The organism is Jeotgalibacillus sp. ET6, from assembly GCF_029667115.1.
In the GTDB taxonomy this organism is placed as follows: Bacteria; Bacillota; Bacilli; order Bacillales; family Jeotgalibacillaceae; genus Jeotgalibacillus.
In genome coordinates this window covers 23353-41491 of record NZ_JARUIU010000012.1, presented here as the reverse complement: position 1 = coordinate 41491, position 18139 = coordinate 23353, and the positions used below count along the sequence as shown (strand labels likewise).

14 protein-coding genes and 1 riboswitch are annotated in these 18139 nt (G+C 40.5%); of the genes, 5 read left to right on the top strand and 9 right to left on the bottom strand.

Features of this window, described 5'->3' with window-relative positions; all coding sequences use genetic code 11:
• Positions 1–124: 124 nt before the first annotated feature.
• The 8 genes from P6709_RS18305 to P6709_RS18270 form a co-directional block, all read right to left on the bottom strand.
• Entirely contained in the window at positions 125–1015 is an 891-nt protein-coding gene (locus tag P6709_RS18305) for a fructose bisphosphate aldolase (RefSeq protein WP_278242371.1), read from the bottom strand.
• A gap of 347 nt (positions 1016–1362) precedes the next feature.
• Positions 1363–2883, bottom strand: coding sequence for an arabinosylfuranosidase ArfA (gene arfA / locus P6709_RS18300; protein ID WP_278242370.1), 1521 nt, complete (start codon positions 2881–2883; stop codon positions 1363–1365).
• Positions 2884–2888: 5 nt separating this feature from the next.
• A complete protein-coding gene (locus P6709_RS18295; protein WP_278242369.1) occupies positions 2889–3527 on the bottom strand; it encodes a YesL family protein in 639 nt (212 codons plus the stop codon).
• A gap of 30 nt (positions 3528–3557) precedes the next feature.
• A complete protein-coding gene (locus P6709_RS18290; RefSeq protein ID WP_278242368.1) occupies positions 3558–4394 on the bottom strand; it encodes a carbohydrate ABC transporter permease in 837 nt (278 codons plus the stop codon).
• Position 4395: 1 nt separating this feature from the next.
• Positions 4396–5373, bottom strand: a complete 978-nt coding sequence (locus tag P6709_RS18285; protein ID WP_278242367.1) for a carbohydrate ABC transporter permease — start codon at positions 5371–5373, stop codon at positions 4396–4398.
• Between the two features lie 76 nt (positions 5374–5449).
• Positions 5450–6796, bottom strand: a complete 1347-nt coding sequence (locus P6709_RS18280) for an ABC transporter substrate-binding protein (RefSeq protein WP_278242366.1) — start codon at positions 6794–6796, stop codon at positions 5450–5452.
• A gap of 352 nt (positions 6797–7148) precedes the next feature.
• Positions 7149–8273, bottom strand: coding sequence for a GntR family transcriptional regulator (locus tag P6709_RS18275; RefSeq protein ID WP_278242409.1), 1125 nt, complete (start codon positions 8271–8273; stop codon positions 7149–7151).
• A 152-nt stretch (positions 8274–8425) separates the two neighbouring features.
• A complete protein-coding gene (locus tag P6709_RS18270; RefSeq protein WP_278242365.1) occupies positions 8426–9202 on the bottom strand; it encodes a helix-turn-helix domain-containing protein in 777 nt (258 codons plus the stop codon).
• A 116-nt stretch (positions 9203–9318) separates the two neighbouring features.
• On the opposite strand from P6709_RS18270, the gene P6709_RS18265 reads away from it, so the two are divergent.
• The 4 genes from P6709_RS18265 (at position 9319) to P6709_RS18250 (ending at position 15392) form a co-directional block, all read left to right on the top strand.
• A complete protein-coding gene (locus tag P6709_RS18265; protein WP_278242364.1) occupies positions 9319–11277 on the top strand; it encodes a right-handed parallel beta-helix repeat-containing protein in 1959 nt (652 codons plus the stop codon).
• 80 nt (positions 11278–11357) lie between these two features.
• Complete coding sequence (locus P6709_RS18260) at positions 11358–13343, top strand: YjhG/YagF family D-xylonate dehydratase (protein WP_278242363.1); 1986 nt, start codon at positions 11358–11360, stop codon at positions 13341–13343.
• Between the two features lie 117 nt (positions 13344–13460).
• Positions 13461–14369: a 4-hydroxy-tetrahydrodipicolinate synthase gene (gene dapA, locus P6709_RS18255; RefSeq protein ID WP_278242362.1), complete on the top strand. Its 909-nt coding sequence runs from the start codon at positions 13461–13463 to the stop codon at positions 14367–14369.
• A 363-nt stretch (positions 14370–14732) separates the two neighbouring features.
• Positions 14733–15392: a C40 family peptidase gene (locus P6709_RS18250; RefSeq protein ID WP_278242361.1), complete on the top strand. Its 660-nt coding sequence runs from the start codon at positions 14733–14735 to the stop codon at positions 15390–15392.
• Positions 15393–15502: 110 nt separating this feature from the next.
• Here P6709_RS18250 and P6709_RS18245 read toward each other — a convergent pair whose 3' ends face one another.
• A complete protein-coding gene (locus P6709_RS18245; protein ID WP_278242360.1) occupies positions 15503–15724 on the bottom strand; it encodes a helix-turn-helix domain-containing protein in 222 nt (73 codons plus the stop codon).
• A gap of 220 nt (positions 15725–15944) precedes the next feature.
• Positions 15945–16050: riboswitch (SAM riboswitch) on the top strand.
• Between the two features lie 218 nt (positions 16051–16268).
• On the opposite strand from P6709_RS18245, the gene P6709_RS18240 reads away from it, so the two are divergent.
• Positions 16269–18101, top strand: a complete 1833-nt coding sequence (locus P6709_RS18240; protein WP_278242359.1) for an assimilatory sulfite reductase (NADPH) flavoprotein subunit — start codon at positions 16269–16271, stop codon at positions 18099–18101.
• The last annotated feature ends 38 nt before the right edge of the window (positions 18102–18139 follow it).

Below are 18139 nucleotides of genomic sequence, written 5' to 3'. Positions count from 1 at the left end.
CCCTGCCCTGAAAAGGCTTAGCGCCGTCCCTGCGGAAAGCGTCCGCCTGAAGCGCAGCCGAACCGGTCAAAGAGCTTGAGACACTTTTGTCCCAAGCTCTTTTTAAATTTTCATTTTTAAAATGTTAGTGTTTATTAACAGAAGCATCATAAATGGATTCAACCGCAGTTTTCAATGCTTCATCGAATTCTTCTCCGGAATGATTGGCACGCAAATCAGCTGCGAGCGCACGTGAAAAGCTTCCGATCAGTCCGTCATTTTGCTTCAGCTTCTCATTGGCCTCATCGCGCGAATAGCCTCCTGAAAGTGCCACGACACGAAGGACACGAGGGTGTTCAATCAGTGATTTATAGGCATTGTTTTTCGTAGGAATCGTAAGCTTAAGCATGACGAATTCATTTTCAGCTAACGCATTTAACTGCTGCATCAATTCATCATGTAAAATTTCCTCGCATTTTTCTTTGTCCTTACTGTTAATATCTACTTCTGGCTCAATGATTGGAACCAGGTCAGCTGCTATGATTTGTTTTGCGACGTCAAATTGCTGTTCCACGACAGCTTTTATGCCATTTGGATTTGCCTCATGAATGACAGAGCGCATTTTTGTACCAAAAATATTCCGTTCGTTGGCACGGCGCAGTGTCTCATCCAAATCATCAATCGGCTTCATAAGCTGAACCCCGTTTTCCTTATCCGCAAGTCCTTTATCCACTTTTAAAAACGGTACAATTCCTTTATCCGCAAGATAATCAGCAGTATATTTTCCTTCGATTTCTCTGTCCATCGTCTGCTCGAATAAAATGGTTCCAAGGATATGACGGGAATCAAACGCTGGTGAAGTAATAATACGGGTGCGCATTTCATGGACCTGATCAAACATCTCGTCATCGTTTGTGTAAGCATCCTCCATCACTCCATACGCTGCAAGAGCTTTCGGTGTGCTTCCACCGCTTTGGTCAAGTGCTGCGATAAACCCTTTCCCATTTTTCATCGTATCAAATTGACTGCTGTTCATAATCTCCACTCCTTTAGTTAGTGTGAAATTAAATATCCACTTATCCTCTTCCCTTTTTTCGGGGTGGCTAACGTCTTCTGTAAAATTTGACTGATTCTAAGAGTAAAATAAAAAGAGCATGGGACAAAAGTGTCTCAAGCTCTTTGACCGGCTCACTTCGCTTCAGGTGGACGCTTTCCGCAGGGACGGCGCTGAGCCCTCCTCAGGCTTTGCCTTTCGGGGTCTCAAGCAACCGTCATATCCTGCAGGAGTCGCCACCTTCCGCTCCGCTCACCTATTACTAGTAATAAATACATCCTCTTTTTTAAAACTTTTTTGAGTTTTGTCCCAGCCTCATTTAAACCTGATTAAGATTCTTTTCGTTTCTTAAGCCGTACCATATTCCATGAAGCCTTTGGCAGCACTGCGGTTAAATTTCCGTTTTCAATAAATGACTTTGAACGGGTATGAGGCTTAACTTTTTGATCGTTTATTGAATTTTGTGCCTTCAGATCATCATTTTCGAGTATCACGTGTTCAACCAGCTGATAGTCTTCAAAAGATCGAATATCAACCTCAGTCAGCAATTGGTTTTCCAAGTGGCGATTAACGGCGAAAATAACTAACTCTTCATTTTCTTCATTAAAAACGACCGCTTGATCCAAATAAGGTACATCTGTAAAGTCTTTACTGTCGTATTTAGGAGAATCAACAATGGAATGCAGGGCCGTCCCGCGTCCATAAACAGAAGTATAGTAGTATGGGTAAAAAATCGGCTGCTTCCAAATCCCGCCGCCAGTTTCCGTCATGATAGGGGCGATGACGTTTACAAGTTGTGCCATACAGGCCATTTTAACACGGTCGGAGTGCTTTAATAATGTATTGAGCATGCTGCCGACGAGCAAGGCGTCTTCAAATGTGTAAATATCCTCCAATAATGCTGGAGCAAAAGACCACGGATCCACTTTCTTGTCCTGATCATTTGAGTGAAACCATACATTCCATTCATCGAAACTTAAATTCATTGTTTTTTTGCTGCGTTTTTTTGCTTTCATATAATCACAGGTAGCAGTGACGGTCTTGATGAAGTTATCCATATCTAATGTGCTGGCTAAATAGTTAGCCGTGTCGTTATCCCGATTTCCATAGTATTGATGCAGCGAAATATAGTCAGCATATTCATACGTATGTTCGAGTGTTTCTGCTTCCCATTGTGGAAATGTTGCCATCCCGGACCCTGAGCTTCCGCAGCTTACTAATTCAAGAGAGGGATCTGCTAATTTCATTGCTTTTGCGGTTTCAGCAGCAAGCCTGCCATACTCATAGGCTGTTTTCATCCCGATCTGCCACGGACCGTCCATTTCATTTCCCAAGCACCAGACTTTTATCCCGTGCGGATCCCCATAACCATGTTCTTTTCTTAAATCACTCCAATATGTACCACCCGGATGATTGCAGTATTCAACCAGATTCCTGGCAGCATCTATACCGCGGGTGCCGAGATTAACTGCCATCATGACTTCAGCATTCACTTTTTTAGCCCATGCAGCAAATTCGTCTGTTCCAACTTCGTTCGTTTCAAGAGATCTCCAGGCCAGTTCCAGTCTTCTCGGTCTCGATTCTTTTGGTCCAATTCCGTCTTCCCAGTTGTATGCAGAAAGCATATTACCGCCAGGATAACGTATAATCGGGACCTGCAATTCTTTTACAAGCTCAATAACATCCTGGCGAAAACCATCTTCATCAGCGGTGGCATGAGAAGGCTCATAAATTCCCCCGTAAACTGCGCGGCCCAATTGTTCAATAAATGAGCCGTAAATTCTCCGATCAATTTCAGCAATCTTAAACGATTTATCAATGATCATTTTGGCTTTATTTGTATTCGTCATTCTATTCACCTCTCTGGCAATAATTGCTGTTGCATTTTCGTATCATTTTTTTGAAACAAATGGACAGACATCCAGGTCCATCCAAATACAGTTAAACTCACAGTGAAAAAGGGAAGGAGACCAGGAAACTTTAATGAAATATATAACACTGCAAAAATATAAAAACTTATTGCAATGGTATAGTGAAATTTTCCAAAGCCCATAATGATGGCATTTTTAAAAAATTGTTTAATATCTCCGTTATAATGCGCTAATTGAGGGAAAGACCACACGACTAGATTAATATAAAACGTAATTAAAAGATAAAAAGCAGCTAAAAAAATCGTGTTGATCTCACCAAGACTTTTAATAGCAAGATAGTTTCCATACAAAATCAGACCTGCAAATGTGAGGATCCATCCGACCATGTTAGCCTTGCCAAAATCTTTACGAAATTCGTCTTTAAACGTTTTTCTTATAGGGATCTCGAGATCGCCTAAAATCCATTTTCTGAATATCTTTAGAACAGAGAGAGTGGCGGGGAAAATCCCGCCTGCGATCCCCCCCATTACTGTGTAAAAAAGCCAGAGCAAATTGACAAGAACGAACCGCATGATCCATGTCAGAATCTTGTCCAGAGAATTCACGATGTATTGGCTATTCATCCTTTAACACCTTCCTCTTTGTTCATTCCCTTAGCCCTTGACACTGCCGGAAGCCAGTCCCTCAACAAAATACCTTTGGAAAAATATAAAGAGTATGATGATCGGGATAATGGTCATGACAGAACCTGCAATGAGCGTGTCGTAATTATTCCCATATGGGGTTAATAATGTAGCGAGTCCTATAGGTAAAGTGAATAAATCATTTGACCGTATGACCAGCAGCGGCCATAAGAAATTATTCCAGCTGTTTAACCCTTGCAATATGGCCATCGCAGCAAAAGAGGGAAGCATTAAAGGCGACATAATTCGGAAAAATATGCCGTATTCGGTGCATCCATCAATCCTCGCAGCATCCATTAATTCAAGCGGAAGTCCCATGGCATATTGTCTGAAGAAAAACACAGCTACAGGGGCAACAATTAACGGAAGCATTACGCCGGTATACGTATTAATCAAATTCAAATTAATCATTAATTGATATAACGGCAGCAGTAAAATTTCAAACGGGATCATAATAATAATCAAAACAGAAAGGAAGATGATGGTTCTTCCTTTAAATTTGTAAACGGCAAGTGCATACCCGACCATTGAAGAAAAGAAGAGGGAAAGCACAATTGTTAAGGTTGAGATAATTAAGCTATTTCCGTACCATTGCCAGTAGGATGAGGACTCCGTGAAAATATGGATATAATTCCTGAGTGACAGCTCACTCCAGACAAATGAAAATGAAATTCCATTTCTCATCAATTCTGATGATGGGCGGAAAGAAGAAACGATTAAGCTTATCAAAGGAAACAAGGCAATCAATGCAACAAACACGAAAAAGATATTGACGATCCATTTAATGAAGATATTATTTTTTCTCATATTACTCATCACCTCTTTTAAATGCACCCGTAACGAGCAGGTAGATCATACTGACAAAAAAGATCAGAATGAGAAGTACGACTCCAATGGCAGCACCAAACCCCATATCATTTTGTTGAATCCCTTCCTGATACAATAATCCAACAAGAGTTAATCCAATATTCCCCGGGGAATTACCCTGCCAAATTACATAACTTTCTTCAAACACCCGGAAACCGCCAATGATACTGATGGTTGTGACGAAAATGATGATGGGCTGAAGAAAGGGCAATGTGACATGTCTAAACTTATGGAATAGATTTGCTCCATCCATTTCCGCAGATTCGTATAATTCTTTAGGGATGCTTTGCAGCCCTGCAAGAAAGTATAATACGTTAACTCCCATCCATCTCCAGGCAGCCATCCCGACCATTAAGAACATTCCAGACCATGCAGTAAATTGCCATCTGACCGGATCAAAACCAAAAAAGCCGATTATTTGATTGGCAATCGCCTGATCAGATTCTGAGAAAACCAGTCTGAAAATGACACCAGCAACTACGATTGAGGTTAGGGCTGGTATAAATAGGGCAGAACGGAAAAACGTTTTGGACTTTACTAAATTTGAATCCAGCAAGATTGCCAGAATAATAGGTATCGTGACTAAAATGATGACGGTTAGAAGCATAAACATAGTTGAGTTAGCTAACGCTTTATAAAAGGTTTGATTGAAAATTCTTTCGTAATTCTGTAAGCCTATGAATTCAACCTGACCAGGTAAAATTCTTTGAAAGCTCATAATAAAAGCTTGAATCGTCGGATATAGTGTAAGAATTGAAAAGGAAAGAATAAATGGAAAAACAAAAATGTACGGTGCAACTTTTTTAGAATTTAATAATCGTAAGAGACTGTTATTTTTTTTCTTTCGGCCAGAAGGGGGAGGGTTCTGATTTGGAGTCTCATGTACATATTCACTATTTTTAATATTTAACCCAGACATTTTATCCCTACTTACTTTATAAGATTAGGTAGCTGGGCAGCTGCTAAACTGCTAAACTGCCCACGCTGCCTCATGTTTAGTTAGCACTTTCCATTTTCTGTCTTACAGTATCTGCTGATTCTTTTAGTGCTTCTTCAGGTGTGTGTGACTGTTCCGTCAGCACATTGTGCATAACGTTAGAATCAATCTCCGTCAAAACATCCGGTGTGAATTCAGACAATTGGATTCCCGCTACGTTATCTTTAATTTCTGAGAGGATATCAAAAATATCATCATGGAAATATTCGTAGTATACATTCTCTTCACGCATTGCTTCATCTTCCCATACATCAAAGCGTGGCGGATCAAATCCAAGCTCTCTCCATAACTGGATATTTCCTTCTTTCGATAGCTTTGCAAAATACAAGAATTCTTTTGCCAACTCAACATTTTCCGATTGGCTGGTCACAGCGGTACCCGTTCCGCCCATCGTTACAGATTGGTAATCTGAATCAGACCATGTCGGCATAGGCCGTATCTGAATTTTCCCCTTTAGATCGGGCATATAGGTCGTAAAATCTTTCATGTAGTACATTGGAATGACAATGGAGGCCTGGCCGCCATCGTTCATGAAGCCGTAAAATTCTTCAGCATGATATTGTCCGCCTGGAGCCATTTCTGCGATTTCATGTTCGTGTACCAGGTCATTGATAAATTCAAGCGTTTCAATATTTTCCTCATTATCTAAAGTTAATTCTCCATTTTCATCAAAGAAATCAGATCCCTTTTGAGCAACAAAAGGCCAGATTCCATACCAGTTTCCAGGAATCGTTGTCATCGGTTTTCCTGTAGCCTCTACTACAGCCTGTCCAGCTTCAACATAATCATCCCAGGTTTCAATTGTGTCAATGTCCACGCCTGCTTCATCCATGATTTCCGTATTGTAATAAACAACTGATGCACCCAAGTGTGTTGGAGCACCGTAGTAATTACCATCTTTCGCATAAATATCGAGCCTTTCCTGCATGAAACTATCTAACTCAGGTTCAATTAAGTCATTAAGCGGCTCTAATTGCACATCGCCCTGTAAAAAGTTAGGGAATTTAGCCAGTTCGATATCAGCTAAATCCGGTGCGCCTGACCCTGATTGTAAAGCCATTAATAAATTATTGTGCATCTGATCAAAAGGATAATTTTCAACTGTTAATTGTATTGGGTTATCTGGATTTTCCTCATTCCATCTTTCAGCTGCGTTTGCATAGAAGGTTGCATGTGTTCCTGCAAAGGTCCAGAAGGATAATTCTGTTGCATCTTCAATGTCAGAGCCAGCTGTCTGCACATCGTCAGAATTCGTACTGGATGAATCGTCTCCTCCGCATGCTGACAATACTAGTATTGAGGAGAGAAGAAGCGGACTAAAAGCCTTAAAACTTTTTTTATTCATTCTAAAAACCCACCTTTTTATTTTATTTGTCTAATCAACAAACTAAGTAGTCAATGTGTTAAAACCCCAGGAAATATAATCTGATAAATTGCCCCCCTTTAATCTAATTTTCAGGTATAAAAATTGAAAGCGCATCCATTACTTAAAATAAGTATAGGAAACATATACGTATATGTCAATAACATTAAAGAATTTTCAGACAGTTATTGATAGAATTATAGGTTAAAACAATTGGTTGTCCGTATAAGTTAATGGGATTTGGCAGCTGTTTTTATTAGGGAGGCGGGGGATAAGAAGTCTGAACTTGTTTAATTTTTCAAAGGTGTGCAACTTGGAAGCGGGAAAGCCGTTCTCAATCTTTTTTCCTGATGTCAGCTGTTGAGTTCCGATGGACAATTGACGCCTTGAAAACATAAGAATCCTGATTTTCTTCTTTGCCATAGGATGTCTTGCTGCTATTGGTAAGATCGATGATTTTTTTTGCTGCCATTTCACCAAGTTCACTTTTAGGATGCCGAATGCTCGTTAATTTCACCTCAGATACATCCGTAAAAAATGAATCATCAAACCCGATGATTGAGATGTCATCTGGAACGCATAGCTTTTTTTGTCTCAGACATTCCAGCAGTCTCATGGCAAGTTCATCATTGTAACAAATGATTCCGGTAGCCAGGCTGACTGGTTCTGTTAACAGGTTTCTTAAACGATCAACGGGCTTGCTGAATATTTCACTAGTCGTGTATGTAACGATATTCTTAGGATTTATAGGGACGCCATTATCACGGTGAGCCTTAATATACCCTTTCATTCGTTTGAGTCCCTGAAGATCATCATTTTTAAAAAAGCCCAGAATATTCGTATGACCTAAATGAATTAAATGTTCGGCTTGGAGATATCCGCCTTTTTCATCATCCAGAACGACACTTACAGGCTCCAGCTCATCGTATGCTGCATTGATCATGACATAATGAATGTTCAGCGCTTCTAATTTTAAGTAATAATTGATATTTGGATTCGCTATGGCACTTTTAGTAGGCTCGACAATTACACCATCAAATTTTTGTGCAATGATGGTTTCTAAAATCTTTCTTTCATGGTCATGATCATTATTTGTGCTGAAGAGACTTACTTGAATGCCAGCCTCTCTTAGTACACTCTCAGCTCCACGAATAATAGAAGGGAAAATGTAATCTGATATATAGGTGACAATAATCGCAATGCTTTTTGTAGAAATTGATCTGCCTTCAGCCAGCATCTTATTTTCTGAACGTTGAGCTACATACGTACCTGCTCCTTGTTCTTTATATAGCCACCCTGTACTTACCAGTTCTCCAAGAGCAACTCTGACCGTATGTCTGCTTACATTAAACTTTTGCATTAATTCACTTTCGGAATGGATTTTTTGATTTGGAACAAACGTACCATCTGTTATTTTTGATTTAATCCAATTTTTAACCATGCCATATTTCGTTTCAATCACTCATGAACACTCCATCCGTTCAATAGAAATATTTTCGTTTAAGTATACCATTATATTTAAGATAGTATGAAAATGGAAAAAAGCTTTTAATGTAGCTAGCAATTATCGTATTTATTGGTTGTTCCTGCTGATTTATACTTCTCCAATCTTTAAAGAACAGCAGCTGTTCGATCTCCTGTCTTTCTATAGGCAGTAGGGGAATTTCGATTGATGTTATAAAAGTTGCGATGAAACGTTTTTAAATTCGTGTAACCGCAGTTCTCGGCAATTTCATTTATGGATTGCTGACTGTTTTTTAATAAGTAACATGCGTGGGAGATTCGGTAATGACTGAGGTACTGACTGAATGTCATTTTTGTCATGTGCAAAAACAGCTTGGATAAATAAGCGTAATCATAGTTCAATTCTGTGGAAACGGTCTTCAATGAGCAGTCATTCATGAAATTTTTATCGATAAAAAGAAGAATTCTATATAACACTTTTGTTTTTGAGGAATGGTCTGCTGTTATGAACGCAGTTTCTTCTATTAAAGAACCACACAGACTGTAAAGAAAACTTTTTTGATTATAAATAGAAGACAGCTTCTGCCAATCAGGTTTCGTATGGAGAGAAAACACATTATTTTCAGGGACAAATTCTTTATACTCTGCCCAAAAATCACCGATAAGTTCAGGGGAAAAGATCACAATCGTGATGTTCGACTCTTGGATGGTTGTAAATTCATGCATTTGATTGGGAAAAATGAGCGCCGTATCAGCAGGGTGTAATCTGTATTCTTTGTGGTCGATCGTCAGGCATAATTCTCCTTCATTCACGATAATTACTTCATATGCCCGGTGAAAGTGAAGGGGAAAGCTTGGATTGTCCCGTGTAAAGAAAAAGAAAGCCTCTTTTTCTTCAATTCCGTGCCGTTCAAAAAAAGCCATTATTCCTTCCTCCTCAAATAAACACTAATAATGTCTTATATTATACAATATGTTGCCTAGAGATATCACAGGGTCATTACTATAATTTGGGTAGTTAAATTAAAGGAGGATCTAATATGAACTCTAGGTATCATGTAGCAAAAAATGGTTCGGATAATAATGAAGGATCAAAAGAACGTCCATTTTTAACGATCAACAAGGCAGCATCTGTTGCAGCAGCTGAAGACACGATTATTGTGCATGAAGGTGTTTACAGGGAATGGGTGAAGCCTAAACATCCAGGGTTAAGTGATCTTCGCAGAATTACGTATCAGGCTGCAGAAGGTGAAAAGGTCATGATTAAAGGCTCAGAAGAGATTCAGAACTGGCAGCAGACAGAAGGCACTGTATGGAAGGCTAGTGTGCCAAATCATTTGTTCGGAGATTTTAATCCATTTCGGGAAGAAGTATTCGGAGATTGGCTGTTTAAATCAGAGTATCCCAAACATTTAGGCGATGTTTATTTAAATGGCCGATCCTTTTATGAAGTGGGAAGATATGAAGATTTATTTAAAGCGGACATTCGAACAGAAGTGCAGGATAACTGGACAAGAAAGATTGTGCCCGCCTATAATCCCGAAGAAACAAAATTTGTCTGGTATGCAGAGGTAAACCAAGAGGATACGATTGTTTATGCTAATTTTAATGGTTCGAATCCGAATGAAGAGCTGGTGGAGATAAACGTAAGAAAATGCTGTTTCTACCCTAAAATAACAGGGATGAATTACATTACAGTAAAAGGATTTGAAATGGCTCAGGCAGCTTCACCATGGACTCCGCCAACTGCCGACCAGCCAGGCCTGCTGGGAGCTAATTGGAGCAAAGGGTGGATCATAGAGGATAATATTATCCATGATGCTAAATGCAGTGGAATCAGCATTGGAAAAGAAAAGTCTACCGGAGATAACCATCGGTCGAAGAAAAATGATAAACCAGGCTATCAATATCAAATCGAATCCGTTTTCCTGGCCTTGAAAGCTGGATGGAGCAAAGAAAAGGTCGGTTCACATATCATCAGGAACAACGAGATTTATGATTGCGGGCAAAACGGGATTGTTGGTCATCTGGGCTGTGTGTTTAGTGAAATATATAACAACCATATTTACAATATCGCGTTAAAAAGAGAGTTTTACGGTCATGAGATTGCTGGCATAAAGCTGCACGCTGCTATTGATGTTCAGCTGCATCACAATCGTATTCATAATTGTTCACTCGGAATTTGGATGGACTGGCAGACACAGGGAACAAGAATCAGCAGGAATCTTTTATACTTTAATAATCGCGATTTATTTATTGAGGTCAGTCACGGACCGTACACAGTAGACTATAACATTCTTGCTTCAGCATACGCAGTGGACAATTTTGCTCAGGGTGGAGCCTATATAAATAATCTTATTTGCGGAAAAATGGTTCTGCGTAAAGTATTAAATCGTTCTACTCCGTATCATGTTCCTCATAGTACAGAAATCAAAGGGTTTTCGGTTGTGCATGGAGGAGATGACCGTTATTACAACAATATTTTTGTTGGCAATGATCCAGTTGAAGACGCTGAGACCTCCTTTGAAGATGCAGCAGTTGGTTCAGGTACTGCTCATTTCAATGGATATTCCACTTCTTTTGAGGAATACATGGAAAACGTTCACCAAAAACCTGGAGATGTAGAAATTTTTATAGACAATGAGCAGCCTGTTTATATTAATCATAATGCTTATTTTAACGGCGCGGCAAGCTTTGAGAGAGAAAACGAAAACCTTACAAATCAGGATTACAATCCGAATGTATTAATAGAAGAGCAAGGTAATGAAGTGTATATTTCGATAGAACTGCCGGAAGAAATAGATTCTTTATCTGGTGATATTCAACATTCACGAACCCTGGGACATGTGAGAATAGCAGAAGCGAATTTTGAAAATCCGGATGGCAGTGAACTGGTTGTGGATACGGATTATTTTGGAGAGAAAAGAGCACAAAAAAGCTCAATAGGTCCTTTCGCTCAGCTGCAGCAAGGCATAAATAAAATGAAGGTGTGGGGATAGATTGTTGCAAAATTTTGACAGTCTGGCTATGAAAAAATGAAAGCGTTTTAAATAGAAGGACGAAAAGCTGGAGGGAAAGTATGAATAAACTGGATAAACTGATGAATGATCCTAAAGAAGTATTTGAGGAACTTAAAACAAGTGCTGCCGGTCCGGAAGGCGCGTTGCCATTAACTTCTTTTATGCTTGAAAATTGGGCAAGCGGTGATTTATTCGGTCTTACACAAAATGTAGGGATGGGATGGTCTCCCGACAAATTAACAGGTCAGGAAGTACTGATTTTAGGCACCCAGGGAGGCATTAAAAATGAAGATGGATCACCTATTGCTCTTGGCTATCACTCCGGTCATTGGGAAGTAGATCTTCTAATGAAGGCTGCTGCACATGAAGTTAGCAAACTAGGCAATATCCCTTTTGCAGGTTTTGTCAGTGATCCATGTGACGGGAGATCTCAGGGCACAAAGGGGATGTTTGACTCCCTTCCCTATCGAAATGATGCTTCTGTCGTTATGCGCCGCCTGATCCGCTCTTTGCCTACCCGAAAAGCTGTAATGGGAGTCGCTACATGTGACAAGGGGCTCCCAGCAATGATCATGTCACTTGCAGCGATGCACGAATTACCTGCCATCATCGTCCCTGGCGGAGTAACACTTCCTCCTGAAACAGGCGAGGACGCAGGGAAAATTCAAACCATTGGCGCAAGATTCACCAATGGAGAGCTGTCGTTAAGAGAGGCAGCTGAGTTAGGATGCAGAGCCTGTGCCACTCCTGGAGGAGGGTGCCAATTTCTTGGGACTGCAGCAAGCGCTCAAGTCGTTGCAGAAGCCCTTGGCATAACGGTACCTCACGCAGCTTTAGCCCCTTCAGGTCAACCCATATGGAAGGAAATGGCTCATCAGTCATCTAGGGCTGTACTGAATGCTATCACAAGCGGGATCAAGATGAAGGATATTATCACCGATGCAGCCATACGCAATGCGATGACCGTTCATGCAGCATTTGGCGGATCTACCAATCTATTGCTTCATATTCCCGCCATTGCTCACGCAGCAGGATGCAGCATCCCTGACATTCACGATTGGGAAAAAATCAATCAAAGTGTTCCCCGGCTGGTAAGCGCGCTGCCCAATGGTCCAATAGACCATCCGACAGTCCGGGTGTTTTTAGCAGGAGGCGTGCCTGAAGTGATGCTTCATTTAAGAGAGATGGGATTACTGGAAGAAGATGTTTTAACGATATCCGGAGAAAGATTGGGAGATGTGCTGAATTGGTGGGAAACTTCAGAAAGGCGTCACCACGTCCGCGAGCGTTTAAAACAGGATGGGATCGATCCCGCTGATGTTATTATGAGCCCGCAGCAAGCTCACTCTGCAGGCATGACATCAACTATTACATTTCCAACGGGAAATATCGCCCCGGAAGGCGCCATTGTTAAATCGACTTCAATCGACCGCGCAATGCTGGATAGCAATGGAATTTACTATCATAAAGGATCCGTAAAAGTATTTACATCCGAAAAAGCAGTGATTCAAGCAATAAAAAAGAAAGAAATTATTGCAAAAGATATCATCGCCTTGATAGGCTGCGGTCCATCTGGGACTGGTATGGAAGAGACATACCAGGTTACTTCTGCTTTAAAGCACTTATCCTATGGAAAGCACGTAACGCTATTAACCGATGGAAGATTTTCAGGTGTATCTACCGGTGCATGTATCGGCCATATTGGGCAGGAAGCACTGGCAGGCGGCCCGATTGGCAAACTTCGAGATGGTGATATTATTGAAGTGAAAATCGACTGCGAACAATTAAATGCAACTATAAACATCGTAGGGACTGACGGAGACGAACATGGGCCGATACGAAGCATGGAGCTGCTTGAAGCTCGTTCTCTTCATCCTGATCTTAAAGAAAACCCTGACCTTCCGGATGACACAAGGCTTTGGGCAGCTCTTCAGGCAGCTAGCGGAGGCACGTGGAGAGGAAGTATTTACGACGTGGACAGGATCATTGAACTGCTCGAAATAGGGAAAAAATATTCAAATGAGAAAGGTGCCACTCAAAGGTAAACTTGTGACTTGGCTGCCTGAACGAAAGAAAAATGCTACGTAATTCGCCCAAAGTAATCAGCCAGGTTTTCGTATATTTCCTGCTGAACAAGTACAAGAGAATAAAGGAGTGAAAAAATGAGTACATCAAAGAAGTTTGAAGGGGTTATTCCGCCTGTATCTACTATATTTAAAGAAAATGGAACGTTTGATGCAGAAGGAATGGGTAAATTAATTCATAACCTCATTACAAGAGGTGTAGATGGGTTATTTTTTCTCGGAACTGGAGGAGAATTTAGCCAGCTTACCGTTGAAGAGCGAAAGCTGGTGGCTGAATATGCGGTTAAAGAGGTAAATGGACGTGTGCCGGTTCTGATCGGGACTGGCTCTACAAGCACAAGGGATGTTCTGGAGCTCAATGAACACGCTAAAAGAATCGGAGCAGATGGTGTGGTTGTGATCAATCCTTTTTATATGAAGCTTTCAGAAGAAAACTTATATCAACACTACAGCCGGATTGCAAAGGCGGCTGAACTGCCCGTACTGCTTTATAATTTTCCGGCGTTAACGGGACAGGATCTTTCAGCTGAATTTATTTTAAAGCTTGTAAAAGAACATGACTCAATTGTGGGGATTAAAGAGACAGTTGACAATATAAATCATATAAGAGAAGTCATTCAAACAGTTAAAGGATATAAGCCTGATTTTAGCGTTTTATGTGGTTTTGAAGATTTGTTTTTAAATACGCTCTGTCTTGGCGGAGATGGAATCATTGCAGCAACCGGGAATTTTGCTCCAGAGTTGTCCATCGATCTTTACCGAAGTTTTAGAAACGAAGATTATACAAGAGTTTTGGAATTAAATGAACAACTAACTTATTTGCCTGTGATCTATAAGTTAGATTCACCGTTTATAAATGTTATAAAGGAAGCAATCGCAGAGTGCGGCTTGGAAATCTCCACGGCTGTCTTACCCCCATCTGGAAAACTGTCTGCGGACAAAAAGAAACAGTTGAAAAAAATCCTGGCGGATGTAAAGGTACGGTAGTTTAATAGAAGATAACTGGGGAAGGCATCGATATAACTTAAAAAGTCAGCTGCCGTTAGTTGTGAGCGGAGCGGAAGGCGGCAACTCCTGCAGATATGACGGTTGCTTGAGACCTCGGAATGCTAAGCATGAGGAGGCTCAACGCCGTCCCTGCGGAAAGTTTTTCTCAGACTCTTTCTCAATCTAGTAAATAATCTAATAGAAAATAATAAACACAAACGAATGGGTTATTTGGAAAGGCTTGTAATATATTACGGAAATAAATGTAGTATTTTGTAATAAAAGTGAAATACTCCTGATATTCTGCTGTAACGGATAACGATTATACTAAGTTTACAATCTAGCAATCGGGGGTATACTAACTTGTTGAAAAGAATTTTAGCCTGTCTATTAATTTTTGCTTTGGTAGCCGCTGTCGCACCGTCATTTGATAAAGCTTCTGCTTCTGGTAAGACTTACTACGTTAATATAGATTCCGGACATTTAAACTTCAGAAAAGCTGCTACTACTTCATCATCCATTATTGGAAAGTTTGTAAAAGGGGATACCGTTACGGTTCATTCACAATCCAAAGGCTGGTCTAAAATTACAGCTAAAGGGAAAACGGGTTATGTAAGCTCTCAATACATATCTATCAAAAAAGCTTCAACAAGCACAGACTATAAATCAAAAGCAATCTCTGCTGCAAAAAGCCAGCTTGGTGTAAGGTATTTATGGGGAGGCATGAGCTCAAAAGGCTTTGACTGCTCCGGACTTGTAAACTATGCTTTTGCAAAAGCAGGTAAAACATTGCCGCGTACTTCCGGTGAAATGTATAAAAAAGGTACAAGCGTCAGCCTCTCTTCTCTAAAACCTGGGGACTTGATGTTTTATGCAACTGGCGGCGGTAAAAAAGTTACGCATGTATCCATTTATATTGGAAATGGAGAAATGATCCACTCTGCTTCAAATAAAGGTGTATCCATTGCAAGCATTAACAACTCATATTGGAAACAGCGTTATATTGGGGCAAAGCGTTTATAAGAATGATAAAAAAGAGCTGCTGAAAAGCGGCTCTTTTTTTATTACGATTTGCTTCTATTTAAAAGGGGTAAAGCAGATTTTCTATGCTCTTTATAAAATAGGCGATCATTTCATTGGGATAATTGACTATTGTTTCTTTTTTCAAGAAGCGCGGATGCAGGAACATCCAATACAGTTAAAAGCTTAAGAATTGTTTGTGAAGCAGGGAGCTGGATATTTTTTTCATAATTTTCAAGGGTTTTTACGCCAAGTCGGGCTTTCAATGCTAATTCCTCTATCGTCATACTTTTTTCTTCACGTACTCGTTTTAAATTTTCACCAAAGCAGGACATTTCCCACCCCTCCTTACTTTCTCCATTTAGTTTATCGCCATATAGGAAAAAATAGTCCATTATTCTCTGCGGTAAAAAGTGACAATAGTCAACGGATAAAATCTCAATTTCTTAATTTACTAACCTTTTCCTTTTCACGATGAAAATGCCTATTTGACATTCACCCGCCAAATAAAATATACTGAATGAAATTGAAATTTTCGAATTATTTTTCTATACGTTCTTATCAAGAGAGACGGAGGGAGCGGCCCTGTGAAGTCTCAGCAACCAGCCTGTAGAGGCCCGGTGCTAATTCCCATAGGCGATTGCTGCCTGGCAGATAAGAAGAATGTTTGTAATTTTAGACCTTCTTCTTGCAGATGAGGTCTTTTTTCGTTTCTCTCCAGCGTTTTTACTTATACTTACACGCTTATTTCCGACTAATTTTATGGGATTAACATACTATTTAGTATTCTGGCAATAGGTGCTGATTTTTATGGATTCATACATCTAGTAAGTGATGGCAGAGTTAAGTAATGAAAATAAAGGCAACGAGGTGGGTAATGTGCAGTTACAGGTGAAATCAAGTCCTTTCAATGAAGAACAGGTAGAACTATTAAATCGGTTAGTCCCGACACTTACCAGTGATCAGAAAATTTGGCTGACTGGCTATTTAACCGCGGTAAGTGCTGGACAACATTCAGAAGTGACAGCTCAGGATGCCAAGGAGGCTCAAGGCGTCATAGCCCCGTTAAAAGCACGGGAAGTTACGATTCTTGTTGGATCTCATACAGGAAATGGAGAAGCGCTGGCCGATGATGCAGAAGCAAAATTAAAAAAAGAGGAATTTACGGTATCCCGTTTTTCTTTAGATGAGTTTAAACCAAAAAATGTTGGAAAAATTGAGGATCTCCTGCTCATTACGAGTACTCATGGAGATGGTGATCCACCTGACAATGCAATTGAATTTTATGAGTTTCTACATAGCAAAAGAGCCCCAAAACTTGATGGCGTCCGCTTCTCGGTCCTGGCATTGGGGGATAGCTCTTATGAGTTTTATTGTCAGACAGGAAAAGACTTTGATAAAAGGATTGAGGAGCTGGGAGCAGAAAGAATGTATCCCCGTGTGGATTGTGATTTAGATTTTGAAGAGCCTGCTTCTCTTTGGTTTGATGGTGTGCTGAACGTATTAAATGAATCGAAAGAAAATGCTCAAACAGATGAGTCAGCAGTTTCTCATAACGAAGGTACAGTAGCGGATACAACCCAAACGTATTCGCGTTCTAACCCGTTTCAGGCTGAAATTATTGAAAATATAAACCTGAATGGACGCGGCTCGAATAAAGAAACACGCCACATAGAATTAAATCTTGAAGGGTCCAATTTAACGTATGAACCGGGAGACAGCTTGGGAATCGTTCCTCAAAATGATGCTGTGCTGGCTGATCAATTAATTGAAGCAGCCGAATGGAACCCCAATGAACCGGTAACACTTAACAAGCAAGGTGAAACCAGTACTTTACGGGATTCCTTAATTCATACCTTTGACATTACAAGTCTATCTAAAAATTTGATAGAAAAAGCAGCAGCACTAACTAATAATGAGGGGCTGAAAAAGCTGTTGGAACCTGATGAAAAAGAGAGTCTGCAGACCTATCTCTATGGAAGGGATCTCATCGATTTAACACAGGATTATGGCCCATGGGAGGTCTCCGGCAGTGAATTTACTCAGATTCTCAGAAAAATACCGCCCCGTCTTTATTCGATTGCAAGCAGTTTAAAGGCAAACCCGGATGAGGTGCATTTAACGATTGGTGCATTGCGCTATGATTCATTTGGCAGGAGCCGAAGCGGCGTTTGTTCCGTGCAATGTGCTGAACGCTCAGAGCTGGGGGATAAGCTCCCTGTTTTTGTTCAAAAGAATTCAAACTTCCGATTGCCACAGAGTGCCGACACTCCAATCATCATGATTGGCGCTGGAACCGGCGTTGCTCCCTATAGGGCCTTCCTTGAGGAAAGAGAGGAAATTGAGGCGCAGGGAGATGCATGGCTATTTTTCGGAGAACAGCACTTCGTTACCGACTTCCTGTATCAGGTCGAGTGGCAAAAATGGCTTAAAGATGGGCTGTTAACTCGTATGGATGTGGCGTTTTCAAGAGATACCGAGCAGAAAGTCTATGTCCAGCATCGCATGCTCGAGCAAAGCAGAGACTTTTACGAATGGCTTGAAGCCGGTGCTCATGTGTATGTTTGCGGAGATGAAAAATATATGGCAAAGGATGTACATGAAGCCATTTTGACGATTATTCAAAAAGAAGGCGGATTAAATGAAGAGCAGGCAGCAGAATATATAGCCGACTTACGGAGCCAGAAGCGGTACTTGCGGGATGTTTATTAAACAGAAGCCATTGGATGTCAATTAATGAGGAGAGATTT

Excerpts from the sequence above, each read along its gene's own strand:
- P6709_RS18305 (WP_278242371.1), bottom strand. The coding sequence starts at position 1,015 with ATGAACAGCAGTCAATTTGATACGATGAAAAATGGGAAAGGGTTTATC.
- arfA (WP_278242370.1), bottom strand. The coding sequence starts at position 2,883 with ATGACGAATACAAATAAAGCCAAAATGATCATTGATAAATCGTTTAAG.
- P6709_RS18295 (WP_278242369.1), bottom strand. The coding sequence starts at position 3,527 with ATGAATAGCCAATACATCGTGAATTCTCTGGACAAGATTCTGACATGG.
- P6709_RS18290 (WP_278242368.1), bottom strand. The coding sequence starts at position 4,394 with ATGAGAAAAAATAATATCTTCATTAAATGGATCGTCAATATCTTTTTC.
- P6709_RS18285 (WP_278242367.1), bottom strand. The coding sequence starts at position 5,373 with ATGTCTGGGTTAAATATTAAAAATAGTGAATATGTACATGAGACTCCA.
- P6709_RS18280 (WP_278242366.1), bottom strand. The coding sequence starts at position 6,796 with ATGAATAAAAAAAGTTTTAAGGCTTTTAGTCCGCTTCTTCTCTCCTCA.
- P6709_RS18270 (WP_278242365.1), bottom strand. The coding sequence starts at position 9,202 with ATGGCTTTTTTTGAACGGCACGGAATTGAAGAAAAAGAGGCTTTCTTT.
- P6709_RS18265 (WP_278242364.1), top strand. The coding sequence starts at position 9,319 with ATGAACTCTAGGTATCATGTAGCAAAAAATGGTTCGGATAATAATGAA.
- P6709_RS18260 (WP_278242363.1), top strand. The coding sequence starts at position 11,358 with ATGAATAAACTGGATAAACTGATGAATGATCCTAAAGAAGTATTTGAG.
- dapA (WP_278242362.1), top strand. The coding sequence starts at position 13,461 with ATGAGTACATCAAAGAAGTTTGAAGGGGTTATTCCGCCTGTATCTACT.
- P6709_RS18245 (WP_278242360.1), bottom strand. The coding sequence starts at position 15,724 with ATGTCCTGCTTTGGTGAAAATTTAAAACGAGTACGTGAAGAAAAAAGT.